The organism is Streptomyces sp. NBC_00996 (assembly GCF_045162675.1).
In the GTDB taxonomy this organism is placed as follows: domain Bacteria; phylum Actinomycetota; class Actinomycetes; order Streptomycetales; family Streptomycetaceae; genus Streptomyces.
In genome coordinates, this window is the sequence record NZ_CP108723.1 from 7,085,464 (window position 1) to 7,105,779 (window position 20,316).

Here is a 20,316-nt window from a genome sequence, read left to right on the forward strand (position 1 = left end):
GCGCGCGACGTGGCGGCTCCTTCCCCGGCGGGGGAAGGAGCCGCCACGTGTCCGCCTACTCCGTACGCAGCCCGTCCGGCCGCATCAGGCGGATCAGCGGCGGCAGACTGAGCGCCGTCACCAGTGCCACGACTCCCGCGCCGATGCCGGTCATCGACAGCATGCTGGCCCAGTCGACAGCCACCGGGGTGTCGGTCATCTTCAGCAGGACCGTGCCCAGCGTCAGACCGACGACCGATGCCAGCAGCAGGCCCAGGGCGATCGGGATCGCGGTCTGCCACAGCACCGACAGGCTCAGTGTCCGGCGCCGGGTGCCGAAGGCGACCAGCGACGACAGCAGCTTCTTGCGCTCGCGCAGCTGCTCCAACTGGGAGACGAGCAGGCTCGCGCCGATGAGGATCAGCACGCAGGTCGCGCCGACGAACAGGCCGGTGCGGATGGAGGTGAAGCGCTTGGACTGCGTCGTCGCCGCCCAGTTGTCGGGGTCCGCGAGCGGGTCGATTTTCGCGGCGCTGTTGCGTACGAACTCACGGACGTCCGGCACCGACTCGTCGAGCTGGAGGTAGACGGTCCCCTCCACGGTCGACGCGGCCTTCTCGGGCAGCGCACCGGGAGTGAACAGGAAGCCCCCGCGCTCGTAGCCCGTCGGATCCTCGCGCGAGTCCGCGATCTTGATGCCCTTCGGTACCGTCCAGGGGATCTCCTTGCCCTTTTCGGAGGTGCCGTAGGACGGGTCGATGAAGAGCTTGTTGCCGGCCATGTCGAGGTTCGCCGTGTGCTGGTCCCACTTGGCGTCCTCCACGGCGAAGACGTCGCCGTCGTGGCAGGAGGGCAGTTTGGCCGCCTCGCGAAGCGCCGTGCAGTCGCCGACGGTCACGCTCGCCTGACGCTCGGGTTCGTTCCTCCCGTCGCCGATTTGACCGGTGCCCAGGGCGCTCGTGTGCCTGACGCCCTTGGTCGTCGACAGTTGGCGGACGACCTCGCTCATCGCGACCCCGTCCGGCACCCGGATCGACATCTGGGCGCGCGAGAGGTCGTTCTTGCTGGCCTTGGTGTAGTCGCCGTCGACCCCGGCGAACAGCATCTGCAGTGCGATCGCGCCGGCCACCGCCACCGCGATGCCGTTGACCATGCGGGCGGCGGTGCCGCTGCTCAACTGGAGGCGGCGGATGGCCAGTTGCCAGGCGACTCCGCCGGAGTTCAGCCGGTTGACGACCGCCTCGACGACCCAGGGCAGCAGCGCGGTGATGCCGACCAGGAGCAGCATGACGCCGCCGACGACCAGGTACTCGTTGAAGTTCCCGTTGCTGCGCCCCTGCCCGATCATCGGGTACAGCATCGCGAGGCCGCCCAGCGGCAGTAGCAGCCGCCACCACAGCCGGCGCCGCGAGGGCCGGGCCGTGCGGACCACGCCGAGCGGCTCGATGACGACACCGCGCAGCGCGAAGAGCGTCACCGCGACGGCGGCGGCCGGGACGGCCACGGCGACCAGCGCCACCAGCGCGGGCGCCGGGTTGAGATCGCTGGGGAACACGCTGATCCTGAACACCGAGATCATGCCCGCGATCTGGCGCCCGATCAGGAAGAACCCGGCGCCGAGCACCAGCCCGACCAGCGCTCCGGCCAGCGCCTCGCCGGCCGCGATCCGCCGGGTCATCCGCCCGTCCGCGCCGACCAGCCGGAGCGCCGCCAGCCTGCGGTCGCGCCGCTCGCCGCCGAAGCGTACGGCCGCGGCGATGAAGACGGCGACCGGCATCAGCAGCACCACGAAGACGATCAGCACCAGCAGGAGCAGGACCGGGTCCATCTGCTCGCCCTGGCTGCTGGACCCGAACGCGTCGATGCGCTCGATCCGGCCGGTCGTGTGCGTGGTCGCCTTCAGGTCCTTCGTCCCCGCGTAGAAGGCGAGTTCATGGGGGTCGACGAGACCGGCGTCGGCGATCGTCCCGGCGACGCGGTAGGGCAGCCGCTCGCGCAGCAGCTTGCCGTCGGAGGACTTCAGCAGCCGGTCCAGGGCGGGCGAGACCACCATGTCGCCGACCGCGGGAAACTTCTTCACCCCGGGCGGCAGCGGCGCCCGTGCTCCTTCGGGTTGCACCACCCGCCCGCGGACGTCCAGGTCGCGGAAGGTGGTGTCCGCGGTGCCGATGAGCAGCGTACGGTCCGACTTCTTCTCGACCACCGATTGGTACGTCATGTCGTTGCGGCCGCGCTCGCGATCGTGCCGGGAGGCCAACGCGCTCGGTATCGCCGTGGTGAGCAGCAGCAGGGCCACCCCGAGACCGACCCCGACGGCCGTCAGCAGCACACGCACCCAGGCCTCACGGCCGCCGGTCAGCGCGAACTTGGCGCCCATGCCGAAGTCACGGGACCACTGGGGGATTCCGCGGGCGGCGCGACGCGCCTCGGGCAGGGGGGTGGAGGGCGACGGGCGGGCGCTCATACGATGCGCTCCATGTCCCGCGACCTGCCGTCGCGCACGACGATCTCGCGGTCCGAGTACGCGGCCACCCGCGCCTCGTGCGTGACGAGCACGACGGCGGCGTTGGTGGACCGGGCCGCGTCGGTCAGCAGCTGCATCACACGCTCACCGTTGAGCGAGTCGAGCGCGCCGGTCGGCTCGTCCGCGAACAGCACGCGCGGGTTGGTGACCAGCGAACGGGCCACCGCCACGCGCTGCCCCTGACCGCCGGAGACCTCGCCGGGCCGCTTGCCCTTGAGGTCGTCGACCTCCAGCTGCTCCATCCACGACAGGGCGGTGCGCTCGGCCTCCTTGCGCCCGGTGCCGTTCAGCCGGAGCGGCAGCGCGACGTTCTCGACACAGGTCAACTCGGGCACGAGCTGCCCGAACTGGAACACGAACCCGAACTCGCTGCGCCTGAGCGCACTGCGCTGAGCGTCGCTCATGCCGGCCATCTCCCGGCCGTTGTACGTGATCGATCCCGAGTCGGGCGGCACGATCCCGGCGAGGCAGTGCAGCAGGGTGGACTTGCCGGAGCCGGAGGGGCCCATCACGGCGACGACCTCGCCGGGATGGATGGAGAACTCCGCGCCGTCGAGCGCGGTGGTCGGTCCGTACGTCTTGCGAAGCTCCGACGCGGCGAGCAGGGAGCCGGGGGGAGGAGTCATCGGGTCGTCACCGCCTCGGCGAGTTTGTCGAGGCGCGCGGCGGTGAGCTCCAGCCACCGCAGGTCCGCCTCCAGGTGGAAGAGTGCGTGGTCGCAGATCAGCTGATCCGCGAGGTCGCCCTTGCGCTTGCGGTCGGTCAGCATGCGCATCATGCGCAGGTGCTCCGAGCGCTGCGTGTCGAGGATCTCGCTCGCGTTGCGGTGCGTGAGCAGTGCGAGGACGACCTTCGTGTAGAGGGTCGACTGGAGGTACGGCTCGGGCTTCTCCGGCGTCGCGAGCCACCGCTGTACGTCGGTGATCCCGGCCTCGGTGATCGCGTACCGCTTCCGCTCGGGGCCGCCGCCCGCCTCTATTCCGTCGACCTCGACGAGCCCGTTCTTGAGCAGTCGCGACATCGTCGAGTAGACCTGGCCGTAGTGCAGCGGCCGGTCGTGACCGAACTTCTCGTCGAAGGCCCGCTTCAGGTCGTAACCGTGTCGGGGGCCGGACTCCAGGAGCCCTAGGAGGGTGTGACCGATGGACATGCGGAGCACTCTACACAGGGCGTATACACCTCGCGTATACACGGAACGCATAGATCATGGAGGGCCTCGCGGTCCCGCAGGTCAGGGCCGATTGTCACGGTTCTGTCACCGGCCTCTGGCGGGGGCGACAGAACTCGCAGTCCCCTAGGCCTCGGGTTCGCCGGAGGCCGGTGGGCGTCCCCGGCGGGGGATCGGTCCGGCCCCGCCGGGCAGACGGCCGGACTCGGCCAGGGCCCTGCGCAGCAGGAAATCGATCTGGGCGTTGGCGGAGCGCAGTTCGTCCCCCGCCCAGCGGGCCAGCGCCTCGTACATCAGCGGATCCAGCCGCAACAGCACCTGCTTGCGCTGCTGCGGCCGCCGCCGGGGCGAGGCCCCCTCGGAAGGAGCCGTCACTCGGACCCGTGGAGCGGGCGTCTCGGGCACATCTGCCGTGGGTGACGAGGCGTGCGAGTCGTGCGTGGACATAGGTGGTCGCCCGTTTCGATCGTTCCTTGCGACATAGCATAGGTCTATCTAAGTGATAACGCTTTACCCGGCTCAGCAACCTTCCACCCCTCTTGCTCGTCGGTTTTGTTGGGGCGGGCGAGCGTGGCGTGCTGATTGTCACGTCCGGAAAGGCCGGATCGGCGGCCCTTTGTCATAGCGCGCGGTGTTAGCTTTCTGAGCTGACCTGAGCGACGAACCTGTGTGCCACACGAGAGTGAAGCGGAGCGGATCGACCCATGGGACGAGCGGAAGAGAGACGAGCGCGGCAGGCGCAGGGCCGCCGCGCGGCGCCCAAGCGCTCGTCCGGAGCGACGGCCGGAGCGTCAGCCGGGGGAAAGGCCGGGGGGAAGACCCGCCGCAGCGGCATACGCCGGTTCGTCAACTGGAAGACGACCCTCGGCACGTTCTTCGGCCTCTGCCTGCTCGGCATGGGCGCCTTCATCGTGCTCTACATGGTCGTCGGCGTCCCCGAGGGCAACGCGGCCGCGAAGCGGCAGAGCAACATCTACCAGTACAGCGACGGCAAGCTGCTCGCCCGCACCGGTGACGTCAACCGCGAGATCGTGGACCTGGACAAGGTGCCCAAGGGGGTCCAGAAGACCTTCGTCGCCGCGGAGAACAAGTCGTTCTACAAGGACGCGGGCGTCGACCTCAAGGGCACGGCCCGAGGTCTGATCAACACCCTGTCCGGCAAGGGCAAGCAGGGTGGTTCGACGATCACCCAGCAGTACGTGAAGAACTACTACCTCAGCCAGGACCAGACCGTCACGCGCAAGCTGAAGGAGCTGGTCATCTCGCTGAAGGTGGACCGCCAGAAGTCCAAGGACGACATCCTCGCGGGCTACATCAACACCAGTTACTACGGCGAGGGCGCCTACGGCATCCAGGCCGCGGCGCAGGCGTACTACCAAGTCGACGCGAGCGAACTCACGGTCGCGCAGGGCGCGTACCTCGCCTCGCTGCTGCAGGCCCCGAGCCAGTACGACTGGGCGAACGCCACGGACACCGGCAAGAAGCTCGTCAAGGCCCGCTGGAACTACACCCTCGACAACATGGTCGAGGAGGGCTGGCTGAACTCCGCCGAGCGCCAGGCCATGAAGTTCCCGGTGCCCAAGCCCCCCAAGGCCGCGCCCGGCATGGAGGGACAGACCGGCTATCTGGTGAAGGCGGCGGAGAGCGCGCTGGCGAAGCAACTCCTCGCGCAGGGCACGGCCGCCAGCCTCGACGACGCTCAGGCGATGGTCAATGCGGGCGGCTGGACCGTGAAGCTCAACATAGACAAGAAGAAGCAGGCGCTGCTCGAGAAGACCGTCAAGGCGCAGCTGACCAGCAAACTGAACCCGAAGAAGCGCAAGGTCGACGCCGACATCCAGGCCGGTGCCGCGTCCGTCGACCCGAAGACCGGCAAGGTCCTGGCGATGTACGGCGGTCAGGACTACGTCAAGCACTACTACAACAACGCGACCCGCCGTGACTACCAGGTCGCGTCGACCTTCAAGCCGCTGATCTTCGCGGCCGCGCTGGACAAGCAGGCCGAGACCCAGAGCGGCAAGCCGATCACGGCGAACACGATCTACGACGGCACGAACAGGCGCCCGGTGGTGGGCAGCGACATCGCCTTCGCGCCGCCGAACGAGGACGAGCACAGCTACGGCAACGTCACCGTCCAGACCGCGACCAACAAGTCCATCAACTCCGTCTTCGCGCAGATGGGCGTCGACGTGGGCATGGACGAGGTCCTCAAGGTCGCGGGCGATCTCGGCATGGACACCAAGGGCCTGCAGGCGGTGCCCGCGCAGACCCTCGGCTCCATGGGCGCGAGCCCGCTGGAGATGGCCGGCGTCTACGCCACGCTCGACAACCACGGCAAGAAGGTCACCCCGGCCCTCATCGCCTCGGCCGAGCACAAGGACCGTGCGGTCGAGTTCCCCGACCCGATCGGCGACCGGGTCATCAGCGAGGAGGCCGCCGACACGGTCACGTCGGTGCTGACCGGTGTGGTCGACGACGGTACGGCCCGGGTCGCGGTGCGGGACAACCCGTCCCGTGACGGCCAGCAGGTCGCCGGCAAGACCGGTACCTCCGACAACAACAAGTCGGCCTGGTTCACCGGCTACACGCCGAACCTGGTCACCTCGGTCGGCCTGTTCGGCGAGGGGGCGGTCGGTACCGCCAACGCGGGCAAGCACGTCTCCATGAAGGGCGCCACAGGCCTCGTCGCGGAGAACGGCCGCGTCAACGGCGGTGGTTTCCCGGCCCAGATCTGGGCGGCGTACACCTTCGACGCGATGGGCAAGGTCAGCGAGTTCGACCTGAACACCACGTCGGGCGCGGCGGTGGAGCCCACCGAGACGCCCACGTTCACGCGGACGCCTTCGAGTACCCCCTCGTCGACGCCGACCACCGAGGAGCCGTCGACCGAGCCGCCGACGAGCAGCAGCCCGCCGACTCCGACGGAGGAGCCGACGACGACCGAGCCGACGACCACGCAGCCGACCACGCCGACGGGCACGCCGACCGAAGGAATCCCGGACAATCCGCTGGATCCGAACAGTCAATAGCGAGACAGTCATTTAGCGTGCAAAAAGGGGCGCCCGGTAATCCACCGGGCGCCCCTTTTCCTCGATACGAGTGGCACTTACAGCCGACCCTGGCCGATTCTTTTCGGTCGGGGTCTTACCGTCGGCGATTATCGGCCACCGAGTCCGGAAGTTTAAATCCCCATGAGAAATTCGTTGACTCCGGCCGCGTGACTGGACCATCCTCCCGGTAAACGGGGAGGGGATCATGGCTGCATCCTGCGCCGCGCGCTGACCAGCTGATCGCGTTCCATTGCTGCCTGAATTCCGCGAATTCCGACATGGGTGCGCGGGCTGTCAGGCATGCCCGGATTGCGGTCAGGGCGCCCATTCCCTTCCGGGACTCCCGTGCCGCGGGAGCCATCTGAGAAGGAGAACCGTTGAGATTCCACAGACGAATGCGGGCACCGCTGGCCGCCATGGCGTCAGGGGCGGTGCTCGCGGGGCTGACGCAGGCCGTGGCCTGGGCCGACCCGCCGGCACCGGCGGCTCCCGCGAAGAAGGCGGCCGCCGAGAACCGGCGCGACGCGGTGCCCTCGGCCGAGCGGGCCGCGGTGCTGGGCAAGGCCTGGCAGAATTCGGGCGACCTGGCGTGGACCACATCGGGTGACGCGGAGGGATTCCACATCCTCACGGCCCGGAAGAAGGACGGCTACACCTGGCGCAGTACGGCGTCGCTTTCGGAGCCGGGATTCGACGCCGACGCCTGGATCGGCAACATCTGCGTCACCGGTTCGGGCAAGCGGGCGGTGGTGGTCTACGCGCCCCGCACTTTCACCAACAAGCCCCAGCTGATGGCCCGAGGCGGGTTCACCGCGGTCGTCGATCTGACCTCCGGCAAGGTCACGAAGCTGAAGCTGAAGGCGTCGCTGTCGTACTACAACCCGGGCTGCGGGCCGGATGAGTCGGTGATCCTGACCCAGTCCGGGGGCGAAGACCGGACCGGCACCCGGCTGTTCCGGCTCGACGCGTCAACGGGCAGGCTCGGCAAGCCGATCGCGATGAGGGGACAAGTCACCTCGGCCGTCCCCGCCGCGCACGGTTCCATGGTCGCGGCCTCCGGCGCGGAGGTCATCAAGATCGACGCTCGGGGCGGGAGCAAGCCTCTCGTCCGCACCGACGGTGTGCCCTACCGGCTCACGCCCGACGGCGACGGCGGGCTCGCCTTCCTCGACAAGCGTGGCGCCATATCCCAGGTGAAGCGCATCACGGCCGGCGCCGTGGCGCACCCGAACGCGCGCGGTACGCGTGCTGCCGTACTGGCCAAGGGGCTCGCGACCGAGACCGGTCTGACCCGTAGCGCCCGCACCGTGTACGTGACCGGCACCACGCGGCCGATGGTCGACCGACTTCCCTCCACCGTACGGCGGTTGGCGTCCGTGCCGAAGGATGTCACCGTCTCCACACGCGGCGAGGCCGTCCTGACCCACACGGCGTGGGCCGACGGCAAGGGCACGCTGCTGCTGCCCGGCGAGGCCGCCAAGGCCCGTACGGTGAAGATGTCCCTGACCACCCGTGCCACGGGGCGCACGGCGTCCTTCACCGTGGACCCGGCCCGGCGCGTGTCGACGTACGCGGGCCAGGGCCGTGACGCGTCGCCGGGTCTGCTGACCGGTTCCTGGGGCCCGGGCAAGGCGTCGCCGACCGCGGCGGCCGCCGGTGACCCGAGCGATCCGGTGGAGGCGGAGCGCACCTGCTCCGTGCCGCGCAACGATGTGCGCAACCAAGCCATGCAGCCCAAGCCGCGCCAGGTGGAGTGGGCGGTCGACATGGCCGTCAAGGGTCTGCTGAACACGCACATCTCGCGCCCGGCGGACTGGAAGAACCTCGGCATGCCCGCGTACATGCCGCAGTCGCTGTTCCTGAACCCCGCGCTGGACGGCGGCGGCCGGGCGATGGCTCAGGTCATGCTCGGCGTGACCACCCAGGAGTCGAACATGTGGCAGGCCGGCCGGGAGGCCGTGCCCGGGGTCACCGCCAACCCGCTGATCGGCAACTACTACGGCATCAACCTCTACGACGGCGACACCAGCAACGACTGGGACGTCAACTTCGCCAAGGCGGACTGCGGTTACGGCATCACGCAGATCACCGACCACATGCGGATGGCCGGCCGCGAGGACGGGCACGGCGGCACGGCCTGGGACTACCAGAAGCAGCGGGCCGCCGCGCTGGACTACACCGCGAACATCGCCGCGGGCCTGCAGATCCTCATCGCCAAGTGGAACGAGACCCGCGCCGCGGGAATGATCGCCAACCACGGCACCACCGGGCGGCCCGAGAACTGGTACTTCGCGCTGTGGTCGTACAACTCCGGCTTCCACCCCAACGCCGGTGACGGCTCGCCGTGGGGCCTCGGCTGGGCCAACAACCCCGCCAACCCCGAATGGGACGCCGGGCGGCTGCCGTTCATGGAGAACGCCGCCGGTGGCGAGGACGCGAGCGCCGCCGCCCGCCCGCAGAACTGGCCCTACCAGGAGAAGGTCCTCGGCTTCGCCGCGCACCCGCCGTCCTTCCTGGAGTCCCCGGGCGTGATGGTCCCCGCCTTCCGCCCCTCCACCTGGAACGGCACCAACTCGGCCGTCACGGTCAAGGGCAGCGCGCTCTACAACCGGGCCCACCTCAAGGCGCCCGAGGACGCGTTCTGCGACTCCTCCAACAGCTGCGACCCGAGCCGGATCTCCGACAGCGCCTCCAACGACACCGCGGCCAGCGGGCCGTGCGGCCGAGACGACGTCAAGTGCTGGTGGAACAAGCCGGTGACCTGGAAGACCGACTGCGTCGACACCTGCGGATACGAGTTCATCCGCTTCGGCGACACCTCGCCGGAGGAGCCCGACGGTACCGCCTACCCGCCCGCCTGCACGACCAGCGGCCTCCCGGACAACGCCCTCATCGTCGACGACGTCCCGGCGGGCACCCCCGTGGTCCGGTCCGGCTGCACCAACTCCTGGACGAACTCGGGGTCCTTCAGCTTCAACTTCGCCAACAACGCGGTCGAGACGGTCTACCCCTCCAAGGTCGACCTCCACCAGCTGGGCGCCGGCTTCGGCGGCCACTTCTGGTTCGGCCACACCCGCCAGGACGATGCCAAGGGGCAGCGTCTGAAGATCACCGGCACCTGGAAGCTGAACAAGTCGCTCAAGAGCCAGGCCAAGGTGATGGTCCACCTGCCCGATCACGGGGCACAGACCAAGTACGCCACCTATGAGATCGACACCGCCTACGGGACCGAGAAGCGCACCATCGCGCAGCCGGGTGACGGCAACCGCTGGGTGTCGCTCGGTGCCTACCGGTTCGACAACACCCCCGAGGTGCGGCTCAACACGATCACGCCGGACGGCACCGGGGACGAGGACATCGCCTTCGACGCGGTGGCGTTCGTACCGGGCTCGTACGACCTGATCACGGACATGCGGCTGCCGGAGTGGAACCCCGACGCTCCCGAGCCGGCACCGGTGGAGCCCATCAGCACCCTGCCCGGGCATGTCTTCCCGCGGCCGGGGGTGCAGGCCGCCCAGTCCGGGGCCGCGGCCGAGGAACACCCGCGCGCCTTCGACTGCCGTGCCGTCAAGGGCAAGAAGGACTCCGAGGTCTGTCTGCAGTTCCGCGGAAAGCCCGTCAAGGAGACCAAGCGGCAGCAACTGGCGGCGGGCAGCACCGCGTTCTGCTCCAAGAGCGGCGAGGACATGTTCTACACGCGCACCAGAGCGTGTCTGCAGGACAGCTTCTCGGCCACGCTGTACGAGAACAACACACCCATCGCGCAGAACATCTACGCGTACAAGCACGAGATCGACCTGGACATCGACAGCCCCACGATCAAGCAGACGGTCACGATCCAGCCGACGACGGTCGACCCCAAGGTTCCGCCGGTCACGGTCAACATTCAGTCCTTCTGCCAGTCCAACTGCTCGTCGGCCGGGATCACCTGGTCCAGCCTGCCCGAGTGGTCGGGCGTGGACACGCACACGGCCGTCGGCCGGATCGACCACACCTGGTCGGGTACGGCGGGCAATGAGACCGTGCACCTGAACTGGATCCTCTCCTCGACCATGGACGGCGCCCCGAACGGTGGGGCCGACTACCAGCCACCGAGCGGAAAGCTGGGCATCCGCTGCGACCGCGAGGCCAAGGGCAAGAGCACAGTGGGATGTGTCTTCCCGGACTACGTCCCGACATACGTCGTCAACACCGAGGCGAACCCGTCGGCGGCGGCGTTCTACTGGATCCTCATGCAGAAGCTGCCGTACCACCCGGGCAGCCGGGATCACAAGTCGCCGCTGAACTATCTGGCGAGCTCCGACCGGCAGAAGGCGAATCGCAACGTCATCTGTCCCAAGAGCGGCCCGGACAAGTGGGTGCCCAACCCGGAATCGAAGCCGCCGAACAGCACGTCGAGCTGCGACGAGTACCCGTTCGCGGCGACCTATCAGAGCGGTGGCATGCCTCCGCAGGCAGTGAACACGGGCAAGGAGTGCACCCAGCTCTACGCCAAGCCGATCAGCACGGGATGGACGCTGCTCGAAGATCCCAACTACGCCCGCGTCAACACCTGGAACGAGATCTGCGGCCGGGCGAGCATCCCGGGCGACGAGAACTCGGGCGCGGCCAACCGGATCGGCCTGTTCTTCGTGCCGACCAACCGGATGCTCGACAAGGACGCGTTCTATGTGAGCGTCCCGGGATTCGAGGAGTGCACGGACCTTTCACAGATCTGCTTCGTCCGTACGCGATAGGGCGGCGGGCAGGTAGGCGGCACTCGGCGCGGCCGAGGCCACGCTCGTCACCACCCGAGCCTGTCCGGGCGGCACACGCCGCCCGGACAGGCTCCGCGCGTCCGGGCCCTCTAAACCAGAACGACGGCCGGGAGCGTCCCGCTTTCCACGGCCGCGCGGGGCAGGTCCAGCGAGAAGACCTGTTCCGCCACGGTGATGATCCGCTGCTCCGGTTCCCAGTCCTCCGGGTTCGCCGTGCCGTCCGCCAGCAGCATGCCCGCGGTCTGCATGGCCGGGACGAGGAACGACGGATCGGTGCCACCGATCTGCTCCGCCTCCACGCCGGGCTCGAAGTCGGCCGCGATCTCGCCGTTGCGGGCGTGCACGAACCAGTACGGCGGCATGCCGCTGTCCAGCAGCATGACGGCTTCCGTGCCCTCGGAGACCCGCCGCAGCGTGCGCCGGTCGGTTCCCTCGGCGCTCGCGGACTCCAGGGCGAAGGCCCAGCCGTTGCCGGTACCCAGTCGGGCGACGGGTCCCTCGTCCCTGGCGAGCAGCTCCGCCTCGTGCGCGGACACGGAGGGCAGGATCCGGGCGGGGTCCGTGCCCAGGCGACGTACCAGCTCATCCACGCTCAGCCCGCGGGCGAACGTGACGCAGTAGGCGTCCAGGGCTTCCCGAATCCACGCGATGCCGTCCACGACACTTTCCCACCCTTCGGCCCACACAACTCCGGTGCCCCGGCACGGTACACGGTGGGAGTGACGCACGGTCGTGCGCCCGTGACGAGTCGACTCACCCCGGGCGCACGACCAATTCCTTGGTGCTCAGCCTCCGTTGACGTTCTGGGAGATCCGGTCCCCGATCTCCTTGTCGATGTTGCGCCAGTACTGCACCGCGCGGTCCAGGACCGGGCGCGACACATCGGCCTTCAGGTGTCCGCTGACGTTCGAGACGAGCCGGTCGCGGGCCGCGTCGTCGAGGACCTGGCGGACCATCGTGCCCGGCTGGCCCCAGTCGTCGTCCTCGCGGTGCAGTTTGTACGCCTCGCGTACCATTTCACCGGCCGTCTGCCAGCTCGCCGGGTCGCCGAAGCGCCCGTAGTCGGCCGCGGGACCACCGTAGGAGTTGGGCGCGTACGGACGGGACGCGTTCGACGGCTCGTAGCGCATCGGGCCGTCCTTGGCGTACGAGTTGAGGGGAACGTGCGGCCGGTTCGGCGGCAGCTGGGCGTAGTTGGGGCCGATCCGGTACCGGTGGGTGTCCGGGTACGAGAACAGTCGGCCGAGGAGCATCTTGTCCGGAGACGGCCCGATGCCCGGCACCAGGTTCGAGGGCTCGAAGGCGGCCTGCTCGATGTGGATGAAGTAGTCCTCGGGGTTCCTGTCGAGGGTCATCCGGCCGACGTCGATCAGCGGGTAGTCCCCGTGCGGCCAGACCTTGGTCAGGTCGAACGGGTTGAAGCGGTAGTCCGCCGCGTCCTCGAACGGCATGATCTGGACCTTCAGGCTCCAGGTCGGCGCGTTCCCGGACTCGATCGACTCGTACAGGTCCCGGCGGTGCAGGTCCCCGTCCGTCCCGGCCAGCTCGTCGGCCTCGGCCTGGGTGAGGAAGTCGATGCCCTGGTCGGTCTTGAAGTGGTACTTCACCCAGAACCGCTCACCGGCGCCGTTGATCCACATATAGGTGTGGGAGCCGTAGCCGTTCATGTGGCGGTACGTCTTGGGGATCCCTCGGTCGCCCATCAGCCAGGTCACCTGGTGCGCCGACTCGGGCGAGAGCGTCCAGAAGTCCCACTGCATGTCGTTGCTGCGCAGCCCGGTGGCGGGGTGGCGTTTCTGCGAGCGGATGAAGTCCTGGAATTTGATCGTGTCACGGACGAAGAAGACCGGGGTGTTGTTGCCCACCAAGTCGTAATTGCCCTGCCCGGTGTAGAACTTGAGCGCGAAGCCGCGGGGGTCGCGCCAGGTGTCGGGCGAGCCCTGCTCACCTGCGACGGTGGAGAAGCGGGCCAGCATCTCGGTGCGCTTGCCCGGCTGGAAGAGATCTGCCTTGGTGAACTGACTGACGTCGTTGGTGACTTCGAAGAATCCGTACGCGCCACTGCCCTTGGCGTGCACCACCCGCTCGGGTACTCGCTCCCGGTTGAACTGGGCCATCTTCTCGATGAGGTAGTGGTCCTGGAGCAGGATCGGGCCGTCGGGTCCGACGGTGAGCGAGTGTTCGTCGCTCTCCACCGGAATTCCGACGTTGTTCGTGGTGTACGGAGCCTTCTGGGGTGCCTGCGTCACGAGCGTCCTCCCGTCGAAGAAGAGGGTCGGTTAGGTCGCTTCGCTCACCCCAGCAGTCAACTCCGCCGACAGGATGTCGGCAACATTTGGACTGGGTCCAACTCCGGCACGATTCTGAACGACTGCTGGGGGGCGCCCCGCGTGGGTACCCCTCAGCCGCGGTTCAATTCGAACCAGACCACCTTTCCGGTGCTCAATCGTGTCGCGCCCCACCGCCTGGCCAGCCTGTTGACCAGGTAGAGCCCGCGCCCGCCCTCGTCCGTGGCGCGCGCCTGCCGCAGCCGCGGCAGCTGCGGCACGTCGTCGCCGACCTCGCAGCGCAGGACATCCGTCCGCAGCAGCCGCAGCGTCACCGGCCGTGACGCATAGCGCACGGCGTTCGTCACGACCTCGCTGACGAGCAACTCCACGGAGTCGGTCATGTCCTCCAGGCCCCAGCGGGACAGCGCACGCCGGGCCAGCCGGCGAGCCCGCCCCGGAGCCGCGTCCTCCGGCTCAAGGAACCAGTAGGCGACATCGCTCGGCGCGATCCCGTCGAAGCGGGCGGCGAGCAGCGCGATGTCGTCGTCCCGGTCGCCCGGGCCGAGCATGTCGAGCACCTCGTCGCACAGCGCCTCGAGCGGCGGCGGATGGTCGGGGCCGGTCAGCTGCGCGGTGGCCGCGAGCCGCTCCCGCAGTTGCTCTATGCCGGTCCACACGTCGCGAAGGCGGGACTCGACCAGACCGTCCGTGTAGAGCAGCAGCGTGGCGCCCGCGGGCGCGTCCAGCTCCACCGCCTCGAAATCCACCCCGCCCACGCCGATGGGGGCACCCGGCGGCACGCGCAGCACCTCGGCCCGCCCGCCCAGATGCAGCAGGACCGGCGGCGGATGGCCGGCGTTGGCGATGGTGATGCGGTGCGAGACCGGGTCGTAGACGGCGTACAGGCAGGTCGCCATGCGGTCGGTGCCGAGCCGCTGCGCCTGCTCGTCGAGGTGGTGCAGCACCTCCTGCGGCGGCAGATCGAGCCCGGCGAGGGTCTGCGCGGTCGTCCGCAGCTGGCCCATGATGGCCGCCGACGTCATCGAGTGGCCCATGACGTCACCGACAACGAGGGCGACGCGGCTGCCCGGCAGCGGGATCGCGTCGTACCAGTCGCCGCCGACGCGTGCGGTCTCCGCGGCCGGCAGATACCGGGACGCCAGCCGTACGCCTGTGGGCCGCGGCAGCGTCTCGGGCAGCATCGTGCGCTGCAGCTCGTCGGCGATGTACGCCTCGCGCCCGTACAGCACCGCCTTGTCGATGCCGAGTGCGCTGTGCGTGGCCAGCTGGGCGGCGACCAGCAGGTCGTCGGCCTCGAAGGCGAGCCGTTCCGGACGGCGCAGGAACAGTGCCGCGCCGATCACCCGGCGGCGACCGCGCAGCGGGGCGAGGATCGCGCGCTGCCCGCCGGGCACCACCAGGTCGTCGCCGAGCAGCTCGGGCAGCGCGGCGCGGGCGGCGGGCGCGTCCGCGAACACCGGCCGGACGCCGCGCAGCACCTCGGCGAGGGCACCGCCGGGGCGCACCTCGCACAGCTCGGCGGTCATCGCCTGCAGCTCGCTGGGCTCGGGCTGCAGCGCGGGCATGAAGCCGCCGTCGGTGTCCCGCTCCTCGGGGATCCGGTCGGTGCGCCGCAGCCGCAGCACGACGGGCCCGGTGGGCCGCTCGTCGCCGACGGGCAGCGGGTCGCGCAGATAGACGAGGATCGCGTCGGAGAACGTCGGCACGGTGGCCCGGCACAGGCCCATCACGATCTCGTCCAGGTCGATGCCCCGGGCGATACGGCGGGTCGCGGCGCCCACGAAGCGCAGCCGGTCCCCGTCGCGCCGCATCGGCATCGGGCCACCCGGCGGCAGCCCCTGACCGGTGCGCCGGTCCTTGCCGCCGGGGCTCCCCGACGCCCGGTCCTGCTCGTTGGCCGGCTGTGCCGGGATGGCCTCGGGAACGGGGCGCGGGCGGTGCGGATCGGGCTCGGCGGTCGAGGGCTGGGAGTGCTCGGAGCCGGGGGAGGCGGGCGGCGGTGTGGGCGCGCCGGTGCCGGTGGCCGAGGCCGAGCCGGGGGACGCAGTGGAGCCGGAGGAAGGAGACATGTCGGTGCCGGCGGAGGTCTGACCGCCGGTGGGGCCGTGCTTGCCGTACGACGTGGTCGTACCGGGACCCTTGGGTGCGTCGCCGGTGCGGGCCTGGACGGGTAACGCGGTGCCGCCGGGCAGCGTGGACGGCTGCTCCGGGGTACGCAGGAGCGCCCCGCGGGGGTCCGCGGGGGCTGGTGGCCGGCCGGCGCCGGGCTGGCGGCGCTCGTGCGAGGTGGGGTGCTCCGTCACGCGTGTCGAATCCATCCGTCCGGGGCTGCACGCCGTGCGTGCAGTTCGTCCCGCAGCCCCGATACCCGGAATGTGTGTCCCAGGAACGGAATCTGCGCGTCGTCGGGGCCCGGCCCTACGACGGGCGCGGCCGCCCAGGCGAGCCCGCGCGGTCGGCACGGCCGTCTGCGGGCCGCGCCGTCGTAGCCCTCGTACCCCTCGCTCACGTCCTGCCGCCCCTCGGTGACGTATGGTCAAGCCCGGCTCATACTGCGGGAGTTGTTGCTGCCGTGCGCCCTTGCGGAAGACGATCCTACGGTTGTACCACGGGGGCGCATCAAGGGTCTCATGAGGACACGTGCGCGGGCGTACGGTCCCAGTCATCGGGCAGGGCGGGAACCGGCCACGACGGATCCGGGCGCCAGTGCTGCCAGCCGTCCGCGAACGGCGCGCCCCAGGCGCGGATCACGTCCACCGCCGACCACCCCGCTTCCCTTACCCGTGCCGCCATTTGAGCATCCATCAGACCGGCCCGCTGCGCCATCGCGAACTCGTCCTCGTCGAGCCAGCGCCAACTCCGGTCCGGGTGGACGGAGATGTCCAGGAAGTGATCCTCGGAGTCGACCCCGCCCTCCCAACGGGCCAGCGGGGTCTCAAGGTTCACGTACCAGTTCTTGAAACGCCAGCCCCGTTCCCAGAACAGCCACACCGACCAGGCGTCGCCGGGCCGCGCCAACTTCAGCACCCCGGTGCCGAACCAGCGGTCGCGTCGCACCGCGCGTGGCTTGGTGTAGCGCGACTCGAGCGGCTCCCCGTGCACCGGCGTACCGTCGGCGAGCACCGGCTTCACGCACTCCGTGCCGGGCGCCATCCACACCGCGAGCAGCTCGTCGTCGTCCCGTGCGACGGTCACGGGGCGGCAGATGTGGAAGCGCGGGCCGGCGTTCTCCCGGTACCGCCACAGGATCTGACTCCCGGGGGCCCAGTGCGCCGTCGACCCGCCCGCTTCCACATCTCTCACCGCTCCACCGTCTGCCATGACCAGATATTAGGTGCCCCGGGCATACGACGCTGCGGCGCGCGTCACGGTTCTCGGCGCCGGACACAGGACGTTACGGAGGTGTCATCAGGCGTCTGCCGAAGGGACGAGCGCCGTTACGGATGCGTCATCCGCAGGACATCCAGCGCGTCGTCGAGCTGTTCCAGTGTGAGGTCACCGCGCTCCACATACCCCGACTCCAGGACGACTTGGCGAATCGTCCTCCGCTCCGCGAGCGCCTTCTTGGCCACCTTGGCGGCCTCCTCGTACCCGATGTACTTGTTGAGGGGGGTGACCACGGACGGTGACGACTCGGCGTACTCGCGGGCCCGCTCGCGGTGCGCGACGATCCCGTCGACGGTGCGGTCGGCGAGCAGCCGCGAGACGTTGGCGAGCAGCCGGATCGACTCCAGCACGTTCTTGGCGATGACGGGCAGCATCACGTTCAGCTCGAAGTTGCCCGCGGCCCCGGCGACGGCGACCGTCGCGTCGTTCCCCATCACCTGGGCGGCGACCATCAACACGGCCTCGGGGATGACGGGATTGACCTTGCCGGGCATGATCGAGGACCCCGGCTGGAGGTCGGGAAGGCTGATCTCGGCCAGTCCGGTCCGCGGCCCCGACGCCATCCACCGGAGGTCATTGGCGATCTTGGTGAGCCCGACGGCGATGGTGCGCAGCTGGCCGCTGGTCTCGACGATCGCGTCGCGCGCCCCCTGCGCCTCGAAGTGGTCGCGCGCTTCGGTGAGCGGCAGCCCGGTGTCCCGGGCCACCTCCGCGATGACGGCGGCGGAGAACCCGGGCGGGGTGTTGATCCCGGTGCCCACGGCCGTCCCCCCGAGCGGCAGTTCGGCCAATCGCGGCAGCGAGGCCCGGAGCCGCTCCACCCCGTAGCGCACCTGGGCCGCGTACCCGCCGAACTCCTGCCCCATCGTCACCGGCGTCGCGTCCATCAGGTGCGTACGCCCCGACTTCACGACGTCGGCGAACTCCTCGGACTTCCGCGCGAGCGAGTCGGCCAGGTGCTCCAGCGCGGGAATGAGATCGCGGGTGACGGCGGCGGTGGCGGCGATGTGGATCGAGGAGGGGAAGACGTCGTTCGACGACTGCGACGCGTTCACGTGGTCATTGGGGTGTACGTCCCTGCCGAGCCGCTCGGTCGCGAGCGTGGCGATGACCTCGTTGGTGTTCATGTTGGAGGACGTGCCGGATCCCGTCTGGAAGACGTCGACGGGGTAGTGCGCGTCCCAGCGCCCCTCGGCGACCTCACCGGCCGCCTCCTGGACCGCCTCCGCGACGTCCTTGTCGATCACCCCCAGCTGGCCGTTCACCTTCGCTGCGGCCGCCTTGATCCGGGCGAGGGCCTCGATGTGGGCGCGCTCCAGCTGCTGCCCGGAGATCGGGAAGTTCTCCACGGCCCGCTGTGTCTGGGCCCGCCACTTCGCGTCGGCGGGGACGCGGACCTCACCCATGGAGTCGTGCTCGATCCGGTACGGGGCTTCTGCCTGTTCATCGGCCATTGCCGATCACCTCCAGTGAGGACAGCATCGCGGACCTGTCCTGTGTTCCCGTGGCAGGGAGACCGGAACGGAGTGTCCTGCGTCATACGGTGTCCTCCCGCTGGGAGTCAGCGGCGCGGAACGCCGAACAGGCCGGTGCACGCGGGCTTTCCGCCCACCTTGGCGCACGCCTGCGCCCCGCGCGGGCTCGAGGCGGCCAGCATCGGGCTGGTGTATCCGTCCGACTTGTCGCCCTCGTAGGTGGCGGACAGCTCGTCCTGGCCCGACCTGATCGAGATCTCCCGCGCGCCACCGGCCCGGGTGCGCACCTCGGACCAGACCGTGGCGCAGGACGGGGAGAAACGCAGCAGCACGACCTGGGCGGCCTCGGCGACGCTGCTCTCCGTCCGCGCGTCCCGACCGCAGGTCTCGGCGGTCGGGAACTCTCCCTGGCAGCCGCTGCCGCGACAGGAGGCGGCCGCCCGGGGCGCCGGGGCCTCGTCGAAGTCCAGGATGTCCGCCGCACCGGCGGTGACGGCCACCGTGGCGGCCACCGCCGCAAGGGCGACGAAGGCGCGATTCCCCCGGCGGGGGCGCCGGGCGCCCTCCGGCGTGGATGCTTCCGGGCCCGGCGGCTGCTGCGGCGCGCTCGCCGCACTGGACTGGGCCCGGGCGGCGGCGTCCCACAGGTCGAGGAGTGGACCGGGGTCGGTGTCCGCGAGTCGGCCGAGCGCGTCGACCGCTGCGCGCGGCGGGAACTGGTCGCCGTTCAGATAGCGGTGCCAGGTCGACTTGCTGAACGGGGTGGCCGTGGCCAGCGCGGCCAGACTCAGCCCCGTTCGCTGCTTGAGGACGCGCAGTCGCTCCACCAGGAGTTGCTCCGTGTCGCCCGACGAGTGGGGCGGCGGCTGCCTCTTGACCATCACGTGGCTCTCCATCTCGCTCCCTCGCCGTGCCGGGGTGACCGCCGTGATGCTTTCCCGTGCAAGGCGCCGGGCCACACCAGGATCACTGGAATATGAAGGGGAGTTGACCTGCTGTTTTGCCACCGGAAGGCGGTGCGATCGGCTGATTGACCGGTAGTACCTCCTGACGGGGTGACGGACACCCCGTCAGGAGGTTCCGGATGTCAGGGGCCGAGCGGAGCGGCGCCCTTCAGCACCAGCGGACGGCGCTGCGGTTGTGCACGTAGCGCGCGGAGACGTAGCCCTTGTGGTGGGCGAGCTTGTACCAGCGCCGGTTGCCCAGGACGTAGGAGCCCTGCTTCTTGCAGGTGATGGCCACGACGTGGCCGATGGGGCGCGAGCCGATCACCCGGTAGCCGGTCCCCGGTCCGGAACGGACGTTCAGCCGCAGGTAGTGGGTGGCCACGCGGCCCCAGGTGTGGGCCGTGACGTGACGCCGGGCGTGCGTCATCGGGTACCGCCGGTAGTGCGTCGTGACGTGGTGCCGTACGTGGGTCGTCACGTGGCGTCGGGCGTGTCGCTTCGGCGCCTTCCGCTGGGCGTGCCGGGCGCCGGGCAGGCCCGGAATCGAGGACTGCGGGGCTGTCGGGTACCAGCTCGGCGTCGAGATCTGCGTGGGCGTGACCCAGCCGGGAGCCTGCGGTGCCGGGGCGGCGGAGGCGACGGCCGTCACCGGAAAGACGGCGACGGCCGCGATCGCGGCCACCAGACCGTTGCGCAAGGTGCGTCGAATCATGGGATTTCCCTCCGAGTTGACCTACG

At 69.8% G+C, this 20,316-nt stretch carries 14 protein-coding genes; 2 read left to right on the forward strand and 12 right to left on the reverse strand.

What is annotated here, in order from left to right:
- Positions 1 to 55 precede the first annotated feature (55 nt).
- From OG390_RS33340 to OG390_RS33355, 4 genes are all read right to left on the reverse strand, one after another.
- Positions 56 to 2,443: an ABC transporter permease gene (locus tag OG390_RS33340; protein ID WP_406173069.1), complete on the reverse strand. Its 2,388-nt coding sequence runs from the start codon at positions 2,441 to 2,443 to the stop codon at positions 56 to 58.
- A complete protein-coding gene (locus OG390_RS33345; protein WP_399088935.1) occupies positions 2,440 to 3,129 on the reverse strand; it encodes an ABC transporter ATP-binding protein in 690 nt (229 codons plus the stop codon). Before OG390_RS33345 ends, OG390_RS33340 begins: the two co-directional genes overlap by 4 nt.
- Positions 3,126 to 3,653 (reverse strand): PadR family transcriptional regulator, encoded by a 528-nt coding sequence (locus OG390_RS33350; RefSeq protein WP_406173070.1) that lies wholly within the window; start codon positions 3,651 to 3,653, stop codon positions 3,126 to 3,128. The genes OG390_RS33345 and OG390_RS33350 overlap by 4 nt, the downstream gene beginning before the upstream one ends.
- A gap of 144 nt (positions 3,654 to 3,797) precedes the next feature.
- On the reverse strand, positions 3,798 to 4,046 hold the full coding sequence (locus OG390_RS33355; protein ID WP_406173071.1) for a hypothetical protein: 249 nt from the start codon (positions 4,044 to 4,046) through the stop codon (positions 3,798 to 3,800).
- A gap of 329 nt (positions 4,047 to 4,375) precedes the next feature.
- On the opposite strand from OG390_RS33355, the gene OG390_RS33360 reads away from it, so the two are divergent.
- Together OG390_RS33360 and OG390_RS33365 are read left to right on the forward strand one after the other, a co-directional pair.
- Positions 4,376 to 6,700 carry a transglycosylase domain-containing protein gene (locus tag OG390_RS33360; RefSeq protein WP_406173072.1) on the forward strand — a complete coding sequence of 775 codons (2,325 nt, stop codon included), beginning with the start codon at positions 4,376 to 4,378 and terminating at the stop codon, positions 6,698 to 6,700.
- 398 nt (positions 6,701 to 7,098) lie between these two features.
- The gene (locus OG390_RS33365) at positions 7,099 to 11,457 is read left to right on the forward strand and encodes a hypothetical protein (RefSeq protein WP_406173073.1); all 4,359 of its coding nucleotides are present in this window, start codon (positions 7,099 to 7,101) and stop codon (positions 11,455 to 11,457) included.
- A gap of 110 nt (positions 11,458 to 11,567) precedes the next feature.
- On the opposite strand, the gene OG390_RS33370 is transcribed toward OG390_RS33365, so the two are convergent.
- The 8 genes from OG390_RS33370 to OG390_RS33405 all read right to left on the reverse strand — a co-directional run bounded on the left by OG390_RS33370 (position 11,568) and on the right by OG390_RS33405 (position 20,290).
- Positions 11,568 to 12,137 (reverse strand): DUF6461 domain-containing protein, encoded by a 570-nt coding sequence (locus OG390_RS33370; RefSeq protein WP_406173074.1) that lies wholly within the window; start codon positions 12,135 to 12,137, stop codon positions 11,568 to 11,570.
- A 126-nt stretch (positions 12,138 to 12,263) separates the two neighbouring features.
- Positions 12,264 to 13,727: a catalase gene (locus OG390_RS33375; protein ID WP_406173075.1), complete on the reverse strand. Its 1,464-nt coding sequence runs from the start codon at positions 13,725 to 13,727 to the stop codon at positions 12,264 to 12,266.
- Between the two features lie 152 nt (positions 13,728 to 13,879).
- Complete coding sequence (locus tag OG390_RS33380) at positions 13,880 to 16,072, reverse strand: SpoIIE family protein phosphatase (RefSeq protein ID WP_406173076.1); 2,193 nt, start codon at positions 16,070 to 16,072, stop codon at positions 13,880 to 13,882.
- Positions 16,069 to 16,278, reverse strand: coding sequence for a hypothetical protein (locus OG390_RS33385; protein ID WP_406173077.1), 210 nt, complete (start codon positions 16,276 to 16,278; stop codon positions 16,069 to 16,071). The genes OG390_RS33380 and OG390_RS33385 overlap by 4 nt, the downstream gene beginning before the upstream one ends.
- Before the next feature lie 119 nt (positions 16,279 to 16,397).
- Positions 16,398 to 17,090, reverse strand: coding sequence for a DUF402 domain-containing protein (locus tag OG390_RS33390; RefSeq protein WP_406173078.1), 693 nt, complete (start codon positions 17,088 to 17,090; stop codon positions 16,398 to 16,400).
- A 116-nt stretch (positions 17,091 to 17,206) separates the two neighbouring features.
- Positions 17,207 to 18,610, reverse strand: a complete 1,404-nt coding sequence (locus OG390_RS33395; protein ID WP_406173079.1) for a class II fumarate hydratase — start codon at positions 18,608 to 18,610, stop codon at positions 17,207 to 17,209.
- Between the two features lie 107 nt (positions 18,611 to 18,717).
- Positions 18,718 to 19,527, reverse strand: coding sequence for a DUF2690 domain-containing protein (locus OG390_RS33400; protein ID WP_406173080.1), 810 nt, complete (start codon positions 19,525 to 19,527; stop codon positions 18,718 to 18,720).
- A gap of 217 nt (positions 19,528 to 19,744) precedes the next feature.
- A complete protein-coding gene (locus OG390_RS33405; protein WP_406173081.1) occupies positions 19,745 to 20,290 on the reverse strand; it encodes an SH3 domain-containing protein in 546 nt (181 codons plus the stop codon).
- Between the last annotated feature and the right edge of the window lie 26 nt (positions 20,291 to 20,316).